At 64.6% G+C, this 19,159-nt stretch carries 15 protein-coding genes and 1 pseudogene; 13 read left to right on the plus strand and 3 right to left on the minus strand.

Going from position 1 to position 19,159, the window contains the following annotated elements:
• Window positions 1–26: 26 nt before the first annotated feature.
• From rplT to BMYO_RS05365, 12 genes and pseudogenes are all read left to right on the plus strand, one after another.
• A complete protein-coding gene (rplT, locus tag BMYO_RS05310) occupies window positions 27–410 on the plus strand; it encodes a 50S ribosomal protein L20 (protein ID WP_094667478.1) in 384 nt (127 codons plus the stop codon).
• A 90-nt stretch (window positions 411–500) separates the two neighbouring features.
• Entirely contained in the window at window positions 501–1,430 is a 930-nt protein-coding gene (gene xerD / locus BMYO_RS05315; RefSeq protein WP_094667479.1) for a site-specific tyrosine recombinase XerD, read from the plus strand.
• Between the two features lie 193 nt (window positions 1,431–1,623).
• On the plus strand, window positions 1,624–2,463 hold the full coding sequence (locus BMYO_RS05320) for a ParA family protein (RefSeq protein WP_094667503.1): 840 nt from the start codon (window positions 1,624–1,626) through the stop codon (window positions 2,461–2,463).
• Between the two features lie 122 nt (window positions 2,464–2,585).
• Window positions 2,586–3,485 carry a segregation and condensation protein A gene (locus BMYO_RS05325; protein ID WP_094667504.1) on the plus strand — a complete coding sequence of 300 codons (900 nt, stop codon included), beginning with the start codon at window positions 2,586–2,588 and terminating at the stop codon, window positions 3,483–3,485.
• Window positions 3,486–3,721: 236 nt separating this feature from the next.
• Window positions 3,722–4,273: an SMC-Scp complex subunit ScpB gene (scpB, locus tag BMYO_RS05330; protein WP_233428167.1), complete on the plus strand. Its 552-nt coding sequence runs from the start codon at window positions 3,722–3,724 to the stop codon at window positions 4,271–4,273.
• A 262-nt stretch (window positions 4,274–4,535) separates the two neighbouring features.
• Window positions 4,536–5,309: pseudogene (locus tag BMYO_RS05335) on the plus strand (NUDIX hydrolase); the annotation flags it as partial.
• A gap of 325 nt (window positions 5,310–5,634) precedes the next feature.
• Window positions 5,635–7,077, plus strand: coding sequence for a purine-cytosine permease family protein (locus tag BMYO_RS05340; protein WP_094667480.1), 1,443 nt, complete (start codon window positions 5,635–5,637; stop codon window positions 7,075–7,077).
• A gap of 33 nt (window positions 7,078–7,110) precedes the next feature.
• Window positions 7,111–7,674: an isochorismatase family protein gene (locus tag BMYO_RS05345; RefSeq protein ID WP_094667481.1), complete on the plus strand. Its 564-nt coding sequence runs from the start codon at window positions 7,111–7,113 to the stop codon at window positions 7,672–7,674.
• A 572-nt stretch (window positions 7,675–8,246) separates the two neighbouring features.
• A complete protein-coding gene (gene typA, locus BMYO_RS05350; protein ID WP_094667482.1) occupies window positions 8,247–10,172 on the plus strand; it encodes a translational GTPase TypA in 1,926 nt (641 codons plus the stop codon).
• A 324-nt stretch (window positions 10,173–10,496) separates the two neighbouring features.
• Window positions 10,497–10,940 carry an alcohol dehydrogenase gene (locus BMYO_RS05355; RefSeq protein WP_094667506.1) on the plus strand — a complete coding sequence of 148 codons (444 nt, stop codon included), beginning with the start codon at window positions 10,497–10,499 and terminating at the stop codon, window positions 10,938–10,940.
• A gap of 131 nt (window positions 10,941–11,071) precedes the next feature.
• Window positions 11,072–12,154, plus strand: coding sequence for a prephenate dehydratase (locus tag BMYO_RS05360; protein ID WP_094667483.1), 1,083 nt, complete (start codon window positions 11,072–11,074; stop codon window positions 12,152–12,154).
• Window positions 12,148–13,149 (plus strand): prephenate dehydrogenase, encoded by a 1,002-nt coding sequence (locus BMYO_RS05365; RefSeq protein ID WP_094667484.1) that lies wholly within the window; start codon window positions 12,148–12,150, stop codon window positions 13,147–13,149. Before BMYO_RS05360 ends, BMYO_RS05365 begins: the two co-directional genes overlap by 7 nt.
• A 56-nt stretch (window positions 13,150–13,205) precedes the next feature.
• Here BMYO_RS05365 and BMYO_RS05370 read toward each other — a convergent pair whose 3' ends face one another.
• The 3 genes from BMYO_RS05370 to BMYO_RS05380 form a co-directional block, all read right to left on the minus strand.
• Window positions 13,206–13,463 (minus strand): DUF6725 family protein, encoded by a 258-nt coding sequence (locus tag BMYO_RS05370; protein WP_094667485.1) that lies wholly within the window; start codon window positions 13,461–13,463, stop codon window positions 13,206–13,208.
• A 160-nt stretch (window positions 13,464–13,623) separates the two neighbouring features.
• Window positions 13,624–16,575 (minus strand): ABC transporter permease, encoded by a 2,952-nt coding sequence (locus tag BMYO_RS05375; protein WP_094667486.1) that lies wholly within the window; start codon window positions 16,573–16,575, stop codon window positions 13,624–13,626.
• Complete coding sequence (locus tag BMYO_RS05380) at window positions 16,572–17,480, minus strand: ABC transporter ATP-binding protein (RefSeq protein WP_094667487.1); 909 nt, start codon at window positions 17,478–17,480, stop codon at window positions 16,572–16,574. The genes BMYO_RS05375 and BMYO_RS05380 overlap by 4 nt, the downstream gene beginning before the upstream one ends.
• A gap of 196 nt (window positions 17,481–17,676) precedes the next feature.
• On the opposite strand from BMYO_RS05380, the gene BMYO_RS05385 reads away from it, so the two are divergent.
• Window positions 17,677–18,774: a tyrosine recombinase XerC gene (locus tag BMYO_RS05385; RefSeq protein WP_094667488.1), complete on the plus strand. Its 1,098-nt coding sequence runs from the start codon at window positions 17,677–17,679 to the stop codon at window positions 18,772–18,774.
• Window positions 18,775–19,159: the final 385 nt, after the last annotated feature.

The raw sequence follows: 19,159 nt of genomic DNA on the forward strand, positions 1-19,159 counted from the left end.
ACTTTAGAAAGCTGAGGAAATAGATTATGGCACGTGTCAAGCGCGCAGTGAACGCCCACAAGAAGCGTCGCGTCGTTCTCGAGAGGGCTTCCGGTTACCGCGGCCAGCGCTCCCGTCTGTACCGCAAGGCCAAGGAGCAGCTGCTTCACTCCTTTAACTACAACTTCCGCGACCGCAAGGCTCGCAAGGGCGACTTCCGCAAGCTGTGGATCCAGCGTATCAACGCCGCCGTCCGCGCTGAGGGCATCACCTACAACCGCTTCATCCAGGGCCTGAAGCTGGCCGGCATCGAGCTGGACCGCCGCGCTCTCGCCGAGCTGGCCGTTTCCGATCCGGACACCTTCAAGACCATCGTGGACGCCGCCAAGGCCGCCCTGCCTGAGGACGTCAACGCTCCTGCCGAGGCGTGAAACGAACAGTCCAGTGGACTGCATCTTTGACAGAAACCCCGTCATTTGGCGGGGTTTCGTCGTATGTATTCCCATATACCATTAAGCATCATGACCGCCAGCTTCGACAGACTCACCGAACAGTTCCTCGTCCACATCGGTGTGGAACGCGGGCTCGCTGCAGCCACGGTGGCGGCGTACAAGGCCGATATCGCCAGATACGTGGCATGGCTGGAGGCGAGCGGAGTCGAGGAGCCGGATGCCATCACCACGCAGGATGTGGAGGACTATGTCGCCACGTTGGATGCGGCGGGGGAGTCGGCCCGCTCGAAGGCGCGTCGGCTTGCATCGCTGCACGAGTTCCACAGGTTCGCGCTGACGCAGCATATGGTCTCGGATGACGTATCCGCATCGGTCAAGGCCCCCAAAGGAGCATCCACGCTGCCGGATGTACTGAGCGTCGATGAGGTGGCGCGGCTGCTGGACGCGGTCACGCCACCTGAAGGCACCGACGATCCGGTGCAGTTGCGTGACAAGGCGCTGCTCGAGTTCATGTACGCCACCGGATGCCGTGTCTCCGAGGCGGCCGGCGCGAATCTCGACGACATCGATCTGGACGCCCGTGTGGTCCGGCTCATGGGCAAAGGCTCCAAACAACGACTCGTACCCGTCGGCAGCTACGCCTGCGAAGCCCTGAACCGCTATCTCAGCATGGGCCGCGGTGAGCTGGAGCGCCGCTCGAGCGCCAAAGCCCCCGAACGCCGGGCCCTGTTCCTCAACAAACGCGGCCGTCGCATCTCCCGCCAATCGATATGGGAGGTGGTCAAGGCGGCGGGGGGGCGCGCCGGCATCACCCGGCCGCTTCATCCGCATACGTTGCGTCATTCGTTCGCCACGCACCTGATTCAGGGTGGCGCGGACGTCCGCACCGTGCAGGAACTGCTCGGCCATGCCAGTGTGACCACCACGCAGATCTACACGCATGTGAGCCCGGAGCATCTCATCGAGGCGTACATCATGGCCCACCCCCGGGCGCGGTAGCGCGATAGCGGGACGGCGGGCGAGCCCGGCGAGTAGGCTAGGAGAGGCTGAGGTTCTTCCGGTGAAGGGGACAGTGACGATGGGCGATTGGCGTGACGATCGGGGCGGGGATTTCCGTCAGGGCACGCTGCCGATGGCTGGAACGTATGTCGTTGCCAGACAAGATGAGGAGGATATTGATAAGGTGGACGATATGCCTACCGATCTGCTTGGACGTGAATACGAGACCTTCCCCGCACCCCTACCGCTGCAGCAGCATGGCCCGGCCAGGGTCATCGCCATGTGCAACCAGAAGGGCGGCGTAGGCAAAACCACCAGCTCCATCAACATCGCCGGCGCGTTGGCCCAGTACGGCCGCCGCGTGCTCATCGTCGACTTCGACCCGCAGGGCGCCGCCACCGTGGGCCTCGGCATCAACGCGAACACCGTGGAGAACACCATCTACACCGCCCTGTTCGACATCTCCGTGGACCCGCACGATGTGATCCAGCACACCGCCTTCGAGAACATCGACATCATCCCGGCGAACATCGACCTGTCCGCCGCCGAGGTACAGCTGGTCACCGAGGTCGGGCGCGAGCAGATCCTCAACGGCGTGCTGCGTAAGGTCAAGGCCGAATACGACCTCATCATCGTGGATTGCCAGCCGTCGCTCGGCCTGCTTACGGTCAACGCGCTGACCGCCGCGGACGGGGTGATCATCCCCGTGGCCGCCGAGTTCTTCGCCCTGCGCGGCGTGGCCCTGCTCATGCAGTCCATCGAAAAGGTGCAGAGCCGCATCAACCCCGCACTCGAGGTGTACGGGGTACTGGTGACCATGTACACCAAGACCCTCCACTGCGAGGAGGTCTGCCAGCGCATCTACGAGGCGTTCAAGGACAAGGTCTTCCATACGTTCATCTCCCGGTCCATCAAGCTGCCAGATTCTAACGTGGCCGCCGCCCCGGTGACCGTGTACGCGCCCGAGCATAAGACCGCCAAGGAATACCGGGCCGTGGCGCGGGAACTGGTCGCGCGCGGCATCGTGGCGTGAACGTCGCCGTGGATCCCCTGGACGGCCGCTCTTCCGATACTGCCCCCATGGCGTTCGCGAATGCCGAGGGTCAGAATGCCGAGGGTCATGTGGAGGCTTCGGGCGTAACAAGTGGGATGAGCATGGCGGCTCGGCGGGAATCCGCGGATGACTCGGATTCCCCGGCACCCGGGATTCTGCCTGCGGCTGGCTTTCAAGTGAATCTGGCCGTCTACTCCGGTCCGTTCGATGCGCTGCTCGGCATGATCGCGAACAATCGGCTCGAATTGACGGAGGTTTCGCTTTCCGCCATCACCGAGGAGTTTCTCGCCTACGTGCGCGGACTCGACTTCGCCAGCAACATGGATGAGGCCAGCGCCTTTCTGGACGTCGCCTCGATTCTGGTGGAGGCCAAAAGCGCCGCACTGCTGCCATCCGACGATGAGGGACGCCGCGACGAACAGAGTCTCGAGGCACTGCGCGAACGGGATCTGCTGTTCGCCAGACTGCTGCAATACCGGGCCTACAGACAGGCGGCCGTAGACTTCCGTGCGCATCTGGCGGCAAATGCGGGCCGGTTCCCCCATCCGGCCTCGGTGGACGAGCGCGTCGCGGCCCTGCTGCCTGAACTGGTCTGGACGGTCACGCCGGACGATTTGGCGCGTCTCGCCGCGCAGGTTATCGCCAACGCGCCCGCCGATGAGGTGTCCGTACACCAGCTGCATGTGCCGTTGGTCGATCTGCGTGCGCAATCGATGCTGGTGCGGGACCGTCTCCGTGCGGCGCTGCGGCGGGGGAACGGTGGTGATGACGCCGACGCCGGTTCGCTCTCTTTCCGCGAACTCACTGCGGACTGCGCCACGCGCATCGAAGTGGTGGCCCGGTTCATGGCCGTGCTGCTGTTCTTCAAACAGGGGTCGTTGCAATACCGCCAGGACGGGCCGTTCGCGGAGCTGCATCTGCGCTGGATGCCCGGTGACGGTGACGGGGCCGGCGATGACGATGATATCGTCACGGCAATCAGCGAAAGGGACTTCATCTGATGACAGCAGAGACACCATCACCAATGACGTCGCCGTCGGTGGCGGCCCGTGTGGCGCCGATAACGCCGGATATGCCGGCGGATATGCCACCGGCGGCGACGATGCTGGCGGCCCCGGTGCCCTCGGCGTCCGACCACCCTTCCGATTCCGGGAACTGCACACATGAGACTGTCACGAGTCAGACGCACACGCATGAAGCGGACGATCTCACAGGTGTCGGCGGTTTTCCCGGCGGTCTGCCGGCCTGTCTGGAGGCAATACTGATGGCTGCCGACCAGCCGCAGACCGCCGCTGATCTGGCCCGTGTGCTCGAAGCCGATGAGGACTCAGTGACAAGGGCGCTCGAGTCGCTTCAGATGGAATACGAGGGCGACCCTTCCCTCGGAATTCGTCCGCGCGGGTTCGAGCTGCGTCGCAGCGCGCGCGGGTGGTGGTTCGCCAGTCGAGGCGAGTATGAGCCGGTGGTCTCCGCCTTCGTCACCGATGGGCAGACCGCGCGGCTGAGCCAGGCGGCATTGGAGGCGCTCGCCATCGTGGCCTACCGTCAGCCGGTCACTCGAGCCCAGGTGGCGGCCATCCGCGGCGTCAATTCGGATGGCGTGATCCGATCGCTCACCGTGCGCGGCCTGATTCGCGAGGAGGGCGTCGATCCGGAATCTCGTGCCGCACTGCTCGTCACCTCAGCACTGTTCCTCGAGCGCATGGGAATCGACTCGCTCGACGATCTGCCATCTCTCGCGCCGTTCCTGCCGTCGGAGGGTGAAGCGGCCACGCTTGCCGAGCAGTGATAGCTCGAGTGTCGCGGCGTTGTCGCGGCGTGGCGAGAGCGTCAGCAGCCGTGTTGAATCATGCCGAAGCGGGTTCTGATTCGTCGTATACTCACATCTCGAGCTATTTATAGTCACAACGACTATAAATAGTGCTATGCTGAGGGGCAAGCGATTCGTTCCTCCATCGTAAAACTGGTCCGGTTCCCCGCAGAAGGAATCGGCCATTCCTCCGATGACGGGATGAATCGGGCAATCATCCATCAGGGAAGCGAGACGGGATATGGGATTCGGCAATGTTTCCGAGCGTCGCAGCGCGCCGCCGCAGGTCGGAGTGTCCGTGGTGATCCTCGCGCTCGGCCCCCATGACCGGGCGGGCGGCCCGTCACGTCTGTGGCTGCCGCTCGTCAGGCGCGTCCGTCAGCCGTTCCTCGGCGCATGGGCCCTGCCCGGCGGCGATCTGCGGGCCGACCGGTCGCTGGAACAGTCGGCCTATGCCGCGCTTGACTCCACCACCTCGCTGCATCCGCGCTATCTCGAGCAGCTGTACACCTTCGGCGACCCCGCTCGGTCGCGCGGCGGCCTGCCGATGGTATCCATCGTGTACTGGGCGCTCGTGGGCCACAGCGAAGCGGCCGTTTTCGGCAACGGCGACGCCGATGATATCGACGGCGACGCTGAGGCGGTCGACAACGTGCGCTGGTTCCCCGAAGATGATCTGCCTCCACTTGCCTTCGACCATCGCGCGATCATCGAGTACGCGATGACGCGCCTGCGCTCCAAGGTCGAATACTCCGACGTCGCCACCCGGTTGCTCGGCCCCACGTTCACCCTGCGCCAACTGCACAGCGTCTACGAGGCCCTCGCCGGCCAGAGCATCGATCTGGCGAACTTCCGTCGCAAGATGCTTGCCTCCGGTGATCTCGAGGACACCGGTGAGAAGGTGCGGGAGGGCCGCCAGCGGCCTGCGACCATCTACCGCTACGTGCCGCATGATTCCGGCAATGCGGGCGTGCCGGCCCACGAGGGTAGCGCAGCGTCTGTGGCGTCGGAATCGGCGGTTTCGGTGGGTGTTCCGGATTCGGCGAATTCAGTGGCGTCGTCGGGGTTGCTGGCAGTGCCGGCCGCCTCCGAAACCGGAAGCGCATTGTCCTTCGTAGACGATGCGCTCTCTCCGCTGGTCCCTTCTGCCCACGGGTGAGCCCGTCATACCGGCGCCCCTCTGGGATGGGAGCTGTCCGCAAAGCGGACTGAGGGGAGTGGCCGGAACAGTCCGGTCCGTGAAGTCTCCCCTCAGTCCTACCTCGTTCGACGGTTCCCCTCGGGGAGGAGAGCCGGAACAACTCAAAGAACAACACACAAGATAAGAAGAAGGTTCACATATGAGTGACGCCAAGGAGAAGGGCTCCGCGCTTTCCGTGGAGGAACAGGGCATCGACACCATCGCCGAGTCCGACCGTCACGGCAGCCCGAAGGATCTGTTCTGGCCATGGTTCGCCGCCAACATCTCGGTGCTGGCCATGTCCTACGGCGCATGGGCGCTCGGCTTCGGCATCTCGTTCTGGCAGGCGACCCTCGCCGCCATCATCGGCATCGTGGTCTCGTTCCTGCTCGTGGGCGTGGTCTCGATCGCCGGCAAGCGCGCCAACGCGCCGACCATGGTCATTACCCGAGCCACCTTCGGCGTCGAAGGCGCCAAGGTGCCATCCGTGCTGAGCTGGATCGCCACGCTTGGCTGGGAGATTTCGCTGACCACCACCGCCGTGCTCGCGCTCGCTTCCACGCTGCAGCGCCTCGGCTGGGGGTCCGGTGCCGCGCCGAAGATCATCTCCACGATCGTCGTGGTCGGTCTTGTGGTGGTCGCCGGCATCTTCGGCTATGACCTCATCATGAAGGCCCAACAGGCCATCACCGTCATCAGCGGCATCGTGACCGTCGGCTTCCTCATCCTCGGCTGGTCTCACATCGATTTCTCCGCCGTTGGCTCCGCGCAGAACGGCTCGCTGCCGGCCATGCTCGGTGCGCTCCTGTTCGTCATGTCCGGCTTCGGTCTGGGCTGGGTGAACCTGGCCGCCGACTACTCCCGGTACCTGCCGCGCAAGGCCTCCAACTCCGGCGTGGTGTTCTGGACCACGTTTGGCGCCTCACTGGCCCCGGTGCTGCTCGTCGTCTACGGCGGACTGCTGGCCGTATCCAACAAGGACCTCGCCGACGCCGTGGGCAACGACCCGATCGGCGCCATGGGCTCCATCCTGCCCACCTGGTACCTCGTGCCGTTCACCATCGTGGCCGTGCTCGGCCTCATGTCCGGCGCCATCATGGACAACTACTCCAACGGCTTGGCGCTGCTGAGCTTCGGCATCAAGCTGCCGCGCGTGGCCGCCGCCGCCCTGACCGCAGCGCTCACCGTGCTTGGTGTGGTGTACGTGACGTTCTTCTCCGACACCTTCATCGGCCCGTTCCAGGGCTTCCTCATCACCCTCGGCGTGCCGATGGCCGTGTGGACCGGACTGTTCGTGGCCGACGTGCTGCTGCGCCGCAAGGACTACGACACCGACGACCTCTACAAGCCCGCCGGACGCTACGGTGCATGGAACGTCAAATCGCTGGTGATCCTCGCCGTCGGCACGCTGGTCGGCTGGGGCCTTGTGGTCAACTCCTACGCCAGCTGGCTGGAGTGGCAAGGCTACTTCCTCGCGCCCTTCGGCGGCAAGGAGGGTGCCTGGGCGTCTGCCAACCTCGGCGTGATCGTGGCGCTCGTCATTGGCTTCGTCGGCGCGCTCCTCTTCCAGCGCGGCGACATCGCCAAGCAGGAGCAGGACTGAATCAACGGATTGACAATCCAAGGAGCATCGCATATGACTATCCCATCTGATGAGTGGCTGGTCGTCATCGACCGCCAGAAGGTGTTCGCCGAATCCGACTGGTCCGACTGGGCCTGCCCGGACGGTTCGTTCCACACCACCGACGCCGCATTCGAGGCCCTCGCCAAGGCCTACGGTGACCGGGTCGTCTACACCCGTTACATCGCACCCACGCCCGCCAAGGACGCCTGGGTGGAGTACTTCAAGGACTGGCCGCAGTTCCTCGTGCCGCCGGACGACCCTATGTACGACCTGACCGAAGACACCGCGGCGCTCGCCGCCGGGCACCCGGTGGTCAGCCGTGACACCTTCGGCAAGTGGGGGAGCGAACTGGCCGAGGCAATCGGCGGTGCCAGGAAGATCGCCCTGTGCGGCGTGGCCACCGACTGCTGCGTGATCACCACGGCGCTTGCCGCCGCCGACGCCGGCGTGGCGGTACGTGTGGCCACCGACGCCTGCGCCGGCTCCAGCACGGAGAATCACCAGCGCGCCCTCGACACGATGGCCTTGTTCGCGCCGCTCATCACCATCACCGACTCCGCCGCCATCCTCGGCTGAGCGGTCTCTCGCCTGATCTGCGCCCGAGTTCGTTCCTACTGATTCGGCGTGCCCGCCGCTGTCCTCCAGAGTTTGGTTTATCCCATCCGCCCCTTCCCATCCGCTTCCCCTCCCAACGTCCGTTGTCTGTCGGCGTCAGTTCCTTGCTGACAGACAACGGACGCTATTGAGTGTTGTAGCGTCCGGTTTTGGTCAGTCCGGGTCAGTGGCGGTCGTGTTCTGACACTAAGCGGATTCGACTCCCGGCTCTCAGCGTCCGGATTCTGTCAGGAGTCCGCTGACTCTGACCATAAACGGACGCTAAGAGGAGGTTTTGCGTCCGATTATGGTCAGAAGGCACTCGCTCCTGACCAAAACCGGACGCTGAAGGATGGTGGAAGAGGAGGCATCGCCTTTCGGAGACGATGCCCGATGGCGGATGGCAGCCGGAGACGGACTTCGTATGGGTCGGACCGGCGGCATGGTCAAGGTATGTCGGTAATATCGTTGCGGTTTGTGTGTAAGTACAGGTAAAACCCAATAAACAAGTACCGAACGGTTACGCAAAAGAATCGATATTAAGAGAGGTTTCGATGGCGGTTCGTGGAGATATCCGTAATGTGGCGATCGTGGCACACGTTGACCACGGCAAGACCACGCTGGTCAATGCCATGCTTCAGCAGTCCCATGTGTTCAACGAGCGCGAGGAAGTGCCGGATCGTGTGATGGATTCCAACGATCTCGAGCGCGAGAAGGGCATCACCATCCTCGCCAAGAACACGGCCGTCGAGTACACCGGCCCGCTGGCCGCCAAGTACGGCCACCCGGAAGGCATCACCCTTAACATCATCGACACCCCTGGCCACGCCGACTTCGGCGGCGAGGTGGAGCGCGGCATCTCCATGGTCGACGGCGTCGTCCTGCTCGTGGACGCCTCCGAAGGCCCGCTGCCGCAGACTCGTTTCGTGCTGCGCAAGGCCCTCGAGGCCAAGCTGCCGGTCATCCTGTGCGTGAACAAGGTGGACCGCCCCGATGCCCGCATCGAGGAGGTCGTCGGCGAGACTTCCGACCTGCTGCTCGGTCTCGCGGATGACGTCCAGCACGAAGGCATCGACCTGAACCTCGACCAGCTGCTCGAAATGCCGGTCATCTACTGCGCCGCCAAGGCGGGCTACGCCTCCACCAACCAGCCGGCGGACGGCGGCATGCCGGACAACGACAACCTCGAGCCGCTCTTCGAGGCCATCATCTCCAACATCCCGGCCCCCGAATACGAGGAGGGCGCCCCGTTGCAGGCCCATGTGGCCAACATCGACTCCTCCGACTTCCTCGGACGACTCGGTCTGGTCCGCATCTACAACGGCACCTTGGAGAAGGGCAAGACCTACGGCCTGTCCCGTGTGGATGGCTCCCTGGAGAACTTCCGCGTCTCCGAGCTGCTGCGCACCCAGGGCCTTGAGCGTATCCCGGTGGCCTCGGCAGGCCCCGGCGACATCGTGGCCGTCGCCGGCGTCAACGACATCATGATCGGTGAGACCATCGTCGATCCGAACGATCCAAAGCCGCTGCCGCTCATCCATGTGGATGACCCGGCCATCTCCATGACCTTCGGCGTCAACGACTCCCCGCTGGCCGGCACCGAAGGCAAGGACCACAAGCTCACCGCCCGCATGATCAAGGACCGTCTTGACCGCGAGCTCATCGGCAACGTGTCCATCAAGGTGCTGCCCACCGACCGTCCGGACGCCTGGGAGGTGCAGGGCCGTGGCGAGCTGGCGCTGGCCGTCCTCGCCGAGCAGATGCGCCGCGAAGGCTACGAGCTGACCGTCGGCCGCCCGCAGGTGGTCACCAAGAAGATTGACGGCGTGATCAACGAGCCGATGGAGAACACCACCATCGACGTGCCCGAGGAGTACATGGGCACCGTCACTCAGCTCATGGCCGACCGCAAGGGCCGTATGGACGGCATGACCAACCACGGCTCCGGCTGGGTGCGTCTGCAGTTCACTGTGCCGTCCCGCGGCCTCATCGGCTTCCGCACCGCGCTGCTGTCCGCCACGCGCGGTACCGGCATCTCCTCGTCCATCTCTGCCGGCTACGCGCCGTGGGCCGGTGAAATCACCATCCGCCAGAACGGCTCCATGGTCTCCGACCGTCAGGGCGTGGCCACCCCGTACGCCATGCAGCGTCTGCAGGCCCGTGGCAACTTCTTCGTCGAACCGCAGTCCCCGGTGTACGAGGGCCAGGTCGTCGGCGTGAACAACAAGCCGGATGAGCTGGACGTGAACATCACGCTCGCCAAGCACATGACCAACATGCGTTCCTCCACCGCCGACGTGCTCGAGACCCTGACCCCGCCGATCAAGATGAGCCTCGAGGAGTCCCTGGACTTCGCCAACGAGGACGAGTGCGTGGAGGTCACCCCGGAATCCATCCGCGTGCGCAAGATCATCCTCGGCCGCGAGGATTGGTACAAGTGGCGCGCCAAGCAGCGCCGTCAGAACGCCGCTACCAAGTAGCGTCATTCTGACAACGCTGCCTTCGCGGGGTGCCTATGATGCACCCCGCTCACCTCGGCTACAGACAGTCCACCGGACTGTCTGTTTAACGCCTCGGCATCGTCAGAACGCTGCTACTAAGTAGCGTCGTTCTGACGACCTTCGCAGACGCTTGTGGTGCGCCTGCTCACTTCGCCTACGGGAAGCACACTGTGCTTCCCGTTTTACGGCTCAGCAGAATGCCGCTACCAAGTAGCGCCATCAAATAGTGCCATTCAGTGAGGCTCCCTTCTGGTTGAGGGGAGCCTCACTGGTATGGACGCACCTATACTGAAACGCATGGATATGAGGAATCGCAGTACCGCATCGTTGCCGTGGTCGCACCGGCAGAACGCATTGGTCAAAGGACTCGTGACGCTACTGGCCGGCGCGTTCGCCGCGTTCGTCGGCACGTTCTCGCACCGGATGGGAGCCTCGGCCAACATCCCCTATGGATTGGCGCTGGCGTTCCTTCTCATCATCCTGTCCACTTGGTGCGCCCGCTCCCGGCTTGGCGTGGTCGGTCTCGCCCTCCATCTCATCGCCTCGTCAGGCACGGCCTGGGGACTCGCATTGACCACCAGCTCGGGCAACGCCCTGATCGTGGCGGGCTTCCAAGGCGACATGCCGTATTTCTCGCAGCATGCCGGCTATATCTGGCTATACGGCATCGTGCTCGTGCAGGTGGTGATGCTCGTCCTTCCCGCCCGTTGGTTCGCCATTCCAGTGCAATCGATGCCGTCGAACTGACGCACTGCGGGTCTGCCGCTGGCATGGCGCTGCCGTTGACACGCCGCCGACACTGACATGACGTCGGCTCGATAGCGACATACTGACATTTCGCATGTCGCGCGCCCCTGCCCCCACTACGATGGAACGTTATGGCGCGAATGAAACTTTTCTATCTGGGGCCCGAAGGCACCTTCACCCATCAGGCGGCGATGATGGCCGCCGAACGATTCACCCCGCTCGGCGATTTCGACCTTGTGGCCTTGCCGGACGTGCCCGCCATCATGCAGGCGGTGCAGCATGGCGACGGCTGGGGCGTCATCGCATGGGAGAACAACGTGGAAGGCTACGTTGTGCCGAACCTCGACGCGCTCATCGATGCCGACGACGCGGCCGGATTCGCCCGGGTCAGCGTCGATGTGGCCTTCAACGCCTTTACCGTGCATGGTCAGGATGTCCGCGACCTCAATGGCGCTCAGGTCAGCGCCCACCCGCACGGTCTCGCCCAGTGCAAACAGTTCATCGCCGACCATGGGCTCAGGCCCACGCCGGCCTCTTCGAACGCCGCCGCCTGCCGCGATCTCAAGCCCGGTCAGGTGGCGCTCGGCCCCGGCATCTGCGGCGAACTGTACGGTCTGGATGTGCTGGATGAACACGTACAGGACTTCGAGGGGGCACATACCGAATTCCTCATCATCGCGCCCCGCCACGAGGTGCAGGACCTCAGCGCGATGGCGCGTCGCGACTCGGACGGCGAATTTGAGACCATCGTCATTTTCATCCTGCTCGCCACAGGCCCCGGCGTGCTCGCCAACATGCTCGACGTTCTGCGCGACGCCGGCCTCAACATGACCAGCTTCATCTCCCGCCCCGTCAAAGGCCATGACGGCACCTACAGCTTCATCGCCACCTTCGACGCCGCGCCGTGGGAGTCGCGATTCCGCGACGCGTTGAGCCAGATCATCGGCAACGGCGACTGGGTCAAGACGCTGGCCGTCTATCCGCGCCGCGAACGACCGAACCCGCCGGTGGATGCATGGATGCTGCCGAAGGGCGGCGTGCATATCGACCCCCGATCGGCAGACGACCGTAACGGGCTCGACGTCGGTGACGATTATGACAATCCCGCGAATTCCGCCGGTGACGCGGATAATGGTGCATCGGATCATGATTCCTCGGACGACGACCGGGATTGGCGTCAGAGGGAATGCGTCAGGAGGGAACTGCTGTGGTAGGAACAATCGGCATCGTCGGACTTGGTCTGATCGGCGGGTCGCTGGCCCGTCGTCTGGCGGGACGCGGGGTGCGTGTGGTGGCGTGGAACCATCGCCCGCACCCGTACGCCCAAGCGGAGGCCGACGGCATCTCCTGCAAGGCCACGCTGACCGAACTGGTGGACGCGGCACCGGATGCACTGGTGCTGTGCAATCCGCTCAAGGCCATGCCCGACATCCTCGCCGGACTCAGGCCATTGCTCGAGCATCGGCCCGAAATCACACTTACGGACGTCGGCTCGGTCAAAGGCATGGTCCGCGATCAGGCCAAGGCCGCCGGACTGGGGGATAGGTACGTGGGCGCCCATCCGATGGCCGGCAACGAACTGTCCGGCTGGCAGGCCGCCAACCCCACCCTGTATGACGACGCCCTATGGGCCGTGACCGTGGACGAATCGACCGATTACCGCCGGTTCCTCACCGTGGCCTCGCTCATCACCGATGGCGTGGGCAACCGAATCATCGTGCTGGACGACGAGACGCACGACAAGGCCGCGGCCATGATCTCCCACATGCCGCATGTGGTCTCCACCGCGCTCATCAACGAGCTGACGGCCAACCCCGACCGTAATGTGGCTGCGGCGCTCGCGGCCGGATGCTGGCGGGACATGACCCGCGTGTCGCTCACCGATCCGGACCGCACGCGCGCAATGGTCGAGGAGGACGCGCTGAACGTGGAGGTGTTGCTGAGGCGCATGGCCGCACGCCTGACGGACGTGGCGGATTACCTGCACGACGGCGACACGTCCGCGGTCAGGGCGTTTTTCGCCGCCGGTGACCCGTTCCGGACATATCGGGCGGAGACGAAGGCCGCGACCGGATTCACGCGCGCCGAACTGGAGATTCCCGAAACCGGCTGGCAGCAGACGCTACTGTTCTCCGCGCGTAGGGGTGAGGCCATCACCGGCTTCATCCATCCACGTCAGGCCGTCATCGAGCTGCGCCCCGCCATGTAGCACGCATCTCCCCGCGATGGGTGAGAGACCACCTCACACCAACGCTGACAAAGTCCCTACGGCCGTGCCGGCGCCTTCGGACGCTCGGGAACGGGCTTGAGCGTGGCGATCTGCTCCTGATGGATGGTGATGTTCTGGGCCGGCCTTGAGCCGTTGGCGGCGGCGTCGCGCACCATCTCCAACGTGTAGCCGTCCCACGCCGTCACATGCCCCACGTAGTCGCGAAACTTCATACGGCCGTCCGCGGGGTCGACGCCTTCGGTCACGCGCACCACGATGCGGGCGCCCACCGGAATCTGCCTTGGCAATGTCATGATCGTTCATCCCCTTCGCTACCGCCGGGCATCAACCTCGACGCCCGGCACCAATCGGCAATACCAACAATTCCAGAGTACTCCCTTGCTGGGCCTTCGCCGGGCTTTCTCAGGGCCGTCGCCGAGCCCTCGCGGGGCCTTCGCCGGGCGGATGCCGGAGCTACTCCGAAGCCACCGCGTCCAGCACCGGCTGCCGCAGCGCCCGTGTGGCGGGGGAGATGGACGCCGCAAGCCCCACCAGAATCGAAAGCACCAGGAACACACCCAGCTGATTCCACGGCACGCTCAACGTGGACAGTCCGTTCGACTCGTAGACCGCGCGGATCACCGCACCGGCGGCCACGCCGACCACCATGCCCATCACCGTGCCGAACACGGCGATGATCGCCGCCTCGATGCCCAGCATGCCGCGGATCTGCGCCCGCGAGGTGCCGATGGCGCGCAGCAGGCCGATCTCCTTCGTGCGCTCGGACACGGACAGCGCCAACGTGTTCACGATACCGAAGACCGCAATCACGATGGACAGAGCCAGCAGCGCGTACAGCACCAGCAGAATCTGGTCGACCATCGAGCTCATCGTGGACTTAAACTCCTCGCGGGTCTGCACGTTCACCACGTAGTACGGCTTCACCGCATCGACGAGCCGCGTCTTCAGCTCGCCGAGATCCTGGCCGTGCGCCGCGTTGACGAACAGCATGATGGTGAACATCGTGTACTGGTTCGCGATCTTGCCTGCCGTTTCGTCGTTCATCAGCACCATCGACCGGTAGACCGAGTTCTCGATGATCGCACCGATGCGCACCTTGACATGCGTGGTTTCGGTCTTCGTCTTCACCAGCGTGCTCGGGTCCACCTTCTTGGCGTCCTCGCCCGCCTGCTGAGCCTCGGCCATCTTCGCCTGCGCGCCCGCCGCGTCCCCAGCGGCAAGCAGCTGCTGGGCTTCGGTGCTCAGGCCATCGACCTTTGCCTTCACCTGATCCTGGTATTCCTGCTGCGCCTTGGCGGTGGCCTCCTCATCGACCACGACCTGACGTCCGTTGACGGTGACCGTGTCGCCCACCTTCCAGCCGTTGTCCTTCGCCACGGTGATGCCGACGACCAGTTCGCCGTCGCGCAACGCCCGATCGGCGTCGCCCTCATGCGTGACCGGCGCGAACACGTCGGTGAACAACGACGGCTGCTCGGCGAACGTCATGGCCGCTGTCTCATCGTCGCCGGAACCGTAGGTGACGCCCATGAGCATGCGGCTTTGCGAGACCGAGCCGACGCCGTCCGTCTTCCTGATTGCCTCGATCGCATCGTCGGGGATGCGCCCGTCGGATGCGGACATGGCCGAAAAGTCGGATTTGAGCCCCGAATCCACGATGCCGGCGACCGAGGCCTTCGCCGAGGACGCCACCACGCCAAGGCACGAGACGATGGCCACGCCCACGAACAGGGCGGCCGCCGTATTGGACGTGCGGCGCTTCTGCCGCTGGAGGTTACGTGAGGCGAGACGGCCGGTGACCCGGAAGACATGCGCCGGAATCCATCCCAGCACCGTGCCGGCCGGCGCCACCCACGCAGGCCCGGCCACGATGACGCCGAGCACGATCAACGCCGCGCCGATACCGAGCGGCCAGCCCGTCCCCAACGCCGAGGACCAGTCGTTCAGCCAATCCCAGGAGGACATCGCCACGCCCTCGCCGTTCGCGACGGCGATACGCCAGCACCACAGCCATGAGGCCGCGCCGAGCGCGATCATGGCCGTACCCGCAAGGCCGCGCGGCCACACCGGCTTCTCCGGGTTGACGGTCTCGTTCATCGCCTGGATTGGCGGGGCCATCGCCGCGCGTCGGGCCGGAAGCGCCGCACCCAGCAGCGTGACCAACAGTCCCACGACGAGGCCGATGAGCATGTCCGTGGCGCTGGGATCGGAGGAGCCCGTCATCGGCGTGCCCATCTGCGCCATCAGCGCCACGATGCCCTTGACCATCGCCCAGCCGAGCCCGATGCCGATGACCGAGCCCACCAGACCCAATACGATGGCCTGCACCACCACGGTGACGAACACCTGCGCGGGAGAGGCGCCGATAGAGCGGAGCAGCGCATACCCGCGCATCGACTCGCGAACGATCATCGAGAAGGTGTTCGCGATGATGAACGAACCGACGAACAGGGCGATCACCGCGAAGATGAGAATCAGCGGCTGTACGAAGCCGAGCGCCTTCTTGGTGGATTCGGCATTGTCGTCACGCACGCTCTGACCGGTCACGGCCTTCGCCTTGGAGTCCTTCGGCAGCGCCGCATTGATGCGGTCGGCAAGGGCCTGCTGCTGCTCGACGCTCAGCGGCCGCCCGCCGTTGGCCGAACCGTAGACGCTCAGGTACCGAGCCGTGCCGACCTGCCCGGATTGCTGCTGGAAATAGTCCTTGGCCACCTCCGGCGCGAGACCGATGATGATGGCCCCGGCCTGCGACGAGGACGTGTCGAACAGGCCGACGACCTTCACATCCGTCACCCCGTCCGGGTAGACGAGCTTCGTGGTGTCGCCGACCGTGAGACCGGCGGTTTCGGCTGCAAACGCATGCAGCGCGATTTCCTGCTTGTTCTCGGCCCAATGGCCCTTGGTGAGTGTGGCCGAACGCCAGGTGCCGTCGGCGAGGCCGAGGCTCGTGGTGGTGCCGCCCATCGTGGAGACGGCATTGCCGTCCTTGTTCACCAGCACCAGTCCGGAGACCTGATAGACGGCTTCGGCGGTCTTGACGCCATCCACTTTGCCGATGGTATCGGTCAGATCGACGTCGATACGGTTGTAGGTCTTCGATGAGGAGTCCGAGCCGGACGATGAGCCCGATGAGCCGGACGAATCCGAGCCTGAGGAGCCTGACGAGCCCGAGCCCGATGAGCCCGAGGCGCCGAACGCCATCGACCCGTCCTTCTGCTCCTGGCTGCCGCGCACGTACACGTCGGCGTCGGAGTTCGAGGCCATCATCTGATCGACCTGATTGTTCATCATCTCGCGGAAGCAGAACGAGCCGACCACGAAGCTCACGCCGAGCGCGATGGCGATGATGGACATGACGAACCGCCCGAAATGCGCGCGGGCGTCGCGCAGCCCGATGCGGATCATGCCCTGTGCTCCTGCTCGTCGCGGGGCTTGCCGGCTTCGGCGGCCGTGGCGGGAGCGACTGTCTCAGCCGTGGCGCCCGACGCCTCACTCGACGCCTCGCCCGCCACATCGGCGAACTCATCGGTTGCATCGGTCGCGCCTTCGTCGGCGAACACCTCGAGGATCTCCTCATAGCTCGGCCGGTCGAGATCCTGCGTGATACGGCCGTCGGCGAGCACCAGCACACGGTCGGCGTAGGAGGCCGCACGCGGGTCGTGCGTGACCATCACAATCGATTGACCATAGTCCCGAACGGATTTCTTGAGGAATCCCAGCACCTCGCGGCTGGAATGCGAGTCGAGATTGCCGGTCGGCTCGTCGGCGAAGATCACGGACGGACGCGCCATCATCGCACGCGCGCAGGCCACGCGCTGCTGCTGGCCGCCGGACAGCTGGCTGGGGCGATGGGTCAGACGCTTCTCGAGCCCCACTACGCGGACCACCTGATCGAACCAATCGCGGTCTATAGGCTTCTTGGCGATCTGCAACGGCAGCAGGATGTTCTCCTCGGCGCTCAACGTGGGCACCAGATTGAACGACTGGAAGATGAACCCGATCTGCTGTCGGCGCAGACGGGTCAGCTGCCTCTGGTTCATGGACGAGACCTCGAGCCCCTCTACGAACACCTGGCCGGACGACGGCTGATCAAGACCGGCCATGCAGTGCATCAGGGTGGACTTGCCCGATCCGGATGGGCCCATGATGGCCGTCATCCGGCCTCGCTCGAACTCCACATCGACATGGTCCAGCGCCACCACCCGATTGTCAGCGTCGCCGTAGGTCTTCACCAGATCGATGGCGCGCGCCACCACATGATCCCGCTCGTCGAGTTCCCTTTCCACCGTTTGTGCATCGTGCCGTGCCATCGTGCGTTCCCATCATGTTCCGGAAGAACGTCGGCCCCGCCCGCTCGGCAGTCGAATCGTTCCCGTCACTACTTTGCGTTCGCATGCGCAGGGCGGCGGGAAGCGCGGTCGGGCCCGACCGTTGAATACGCCTATAGTCTATCGGAGAGGGGTTCAACGGAAATTGGACTGGTTAAGGACAGGGGAGGCACGGCACATGCGGTTCGACGGGCAGATCGATGCGTTCGTCGCCTATCTCAAAGCCAATCGAGGGCTGTCGGTGAATACGCTGAGGGCGTACCGCACCGATCTTGAGTCGTGTCTGGGTTTGTTCGAGCAACGCGGTGTGACCGATCTCAACGAAATCACGCTCGACGATCTGCGCGGCTGGATGGCCAGCGAGTCGCCCTCCCATGCCCGCAGCAGCATGGCCCGCAAAACCGTGTCCGTGCGCGCGTTCTTCGCGTGGGCGCATCTGCATGGCGTCACCCGCACCGACCCGGCCTCCGCCCTGATGACGCCCTCCATCCCCGAGACGCTGCCCGTTGTGCTCACTGAATCGCAGGCCGGGCATCTGCTGGATATCGTCGATGATGATGCGCGGCGTACGCCAACAGATCGTGTGCCTACAGATAGGGGAGACGATCCGCGCCGCACACGCATCCGGCGTGCGGCGGGCCAGCGCGACGCCGCGATGCTGGAGCTGCTGTACGCCACCGGCATCCGCGTGGCCGAGCTGGTCTCGCTTGACCTCACGGACATCGATTGGACCAGTCGCACCATCCGCGTGACCGGCAAGGGCAACAAGCAGCGGGTGGTGCCCTTCGGCGTGCCGGCTATGCGCGCGCTGCGCACATGGGTCGAACAGGGGCGGCCGGTCATCGTCGATGCGGCGGACCATATGCGTGCAGGCCGTATGCAGACAGGCAGTATGCATGCGGATCGTGTGCCGGACGACGTGCATACGGGCGGCCGTGCGAATATGACTTCTGTGCACACGGCTTCTGTGCACATGGATCCTGCGCATCCGTCGGAAGACAGTCAGGCTGTGTTCCTGGGCAACCGCGGCGGCCGTATCAACCAGCGTGTGGTGCGCGAGACGGTCCACCGGGCGGCGGATGAGGCGGGCGTGCCCGATATCGGTCCCCATGCCTTGCGCCATTCCGCGGCGACCCACATGCTCGACGGCGGTGCCGACCTGAGGGAGGTCCAGGAGATGCTGGGACATTCCTCGCTCAGAACCACCCAGCGGTACACGCACGTCTCCATCGAACAGTTGAAGGACCGGTACGCGCAGGCGTTTCCCCGCGCGTGATCGTCATGAATCGTCGTGGTGCCGACGTTGGGGCGGTGCGCGAGCGGGCATGAGACCGGGGATGGGCGTGCGGCCGTGCGCGGCATCGCATGGAATGGGGTTGACGGACCCTCGGCTCGACGGGTGACGGGTTCGTCGCACCCTTCCTGACCACTATGCGGACATAGCCCATGAAGTTGTGACTTGGCTGAATACCGCCAAAAAACGAGCATCGATTTTACATGGATGTAACATGACGTTTGCTTGTTGTCTTCAAATTGAGCCACAATTGCAGGTAATCAGCAACGGGGTTGGTTTCCTGCGAGCCGCGGCAGCGGTGCGAGGGGGCCAACCCCGTTCGCGTGAGGCGGGGCTGCAAGGCTCCGCGATCCAATGAATAGGAGAA

Source organism: Bifidobacterium myosotis (genome assembly GCF_002259745.1).
GTDB classification, from domain to species: Bacteria; Actinomycetota; Actinomycetes; order Actinomycetales; family Bifidobacteriaceae; genus Bifidobacterium; species Bifidobacterium myosotis.

Coding starts and splice junctions, on each gene's coding strand:
- rplT (WP_094667478.1), top strand. CDS start 27: ATGGCACGTGTCAAGCGCGCAGTGAACGCCCACAAGAAGCGTCGCGTC.
- xerD (WP_094667479.1), top strand. CDS start 501: ATGACCGCCAGCTTCGACAGACTCACCGAACAGTTCCTCGTCCACATC.
- BMYO_RS05320 (WP_094667503.1), top strand. CDS start 1,624: ATGCCTACCGATCTGCTTGGACGTGAATACGAGACCTTCCCCGCACCC.
- BMYO_RS05325 (WP_094667504.1), top strand. CDS start 2,586: ATGGCGGCTCGGCGGGAATCCGCGGATGACTCGGATTCCCCGGCACCC.
- BMYO_RS05340 (WP_094667480.1), top strand. CDS start 5,635: ATGAGTGACGCCAAGGAGAAGGGCTCCGCGCTTTCCGTGGAGGAACAG.
- BMYO_RS05345 (WP_094667481.1), top strand. CDS start 7,111: ATGACTATCCCATCTGATGAGTGGCTGGTCGTCATCGACCGCCAGAAG.
- typA (WP_094667482.1), top strand. CDS start 8,247: ATGGCGGTTCGTGGAGATATCCGTAATGTGGCGATCGTGGCACACGTT.
- BMYO_RS05355 (WP_094667506.1), top strand. CDS start 10,497: ATGAGGAATCGCAGTACCGCATCGTTGCCGTGGTCGCACCGGCAGAAC.
- BMYO_RS05360 (WP_094667483.1), top strand. CDS start 11,072: ATGGCGCGAATGAAACTTTTCTATCTGGGGCCCGAAGGCACCTTCACC.
- BMYO_RS05370 (WP_094667485.1), bottom strand. CDS start 13,463: ATGACATTGCCAAGGCAGATTCCGGTGGGCGCCCGCATCGTGGTGCGC.
- BMYO_RS05375 (WP_094667486.1), bottom strand. CDS start 16,575: ATGATCCGCATCGGGCTGCGCGACGCCCGCGCGCATTTCGGGCGGTTC.
- BMYO_RS05380 (WP_094667487.1), bottom strand. CDS start 17,480: ATGGCACGGCACGATGCACAAACGGTGGAAAGGGAACTCGACGAGCGG.
- BMYO_RS05385 (WP_094667488.1), top strand. CDS start 17,677: ATGCGGTTCGACGGGCAGATCGATGCGTTCGTCGCCTATCTCAAAGCC.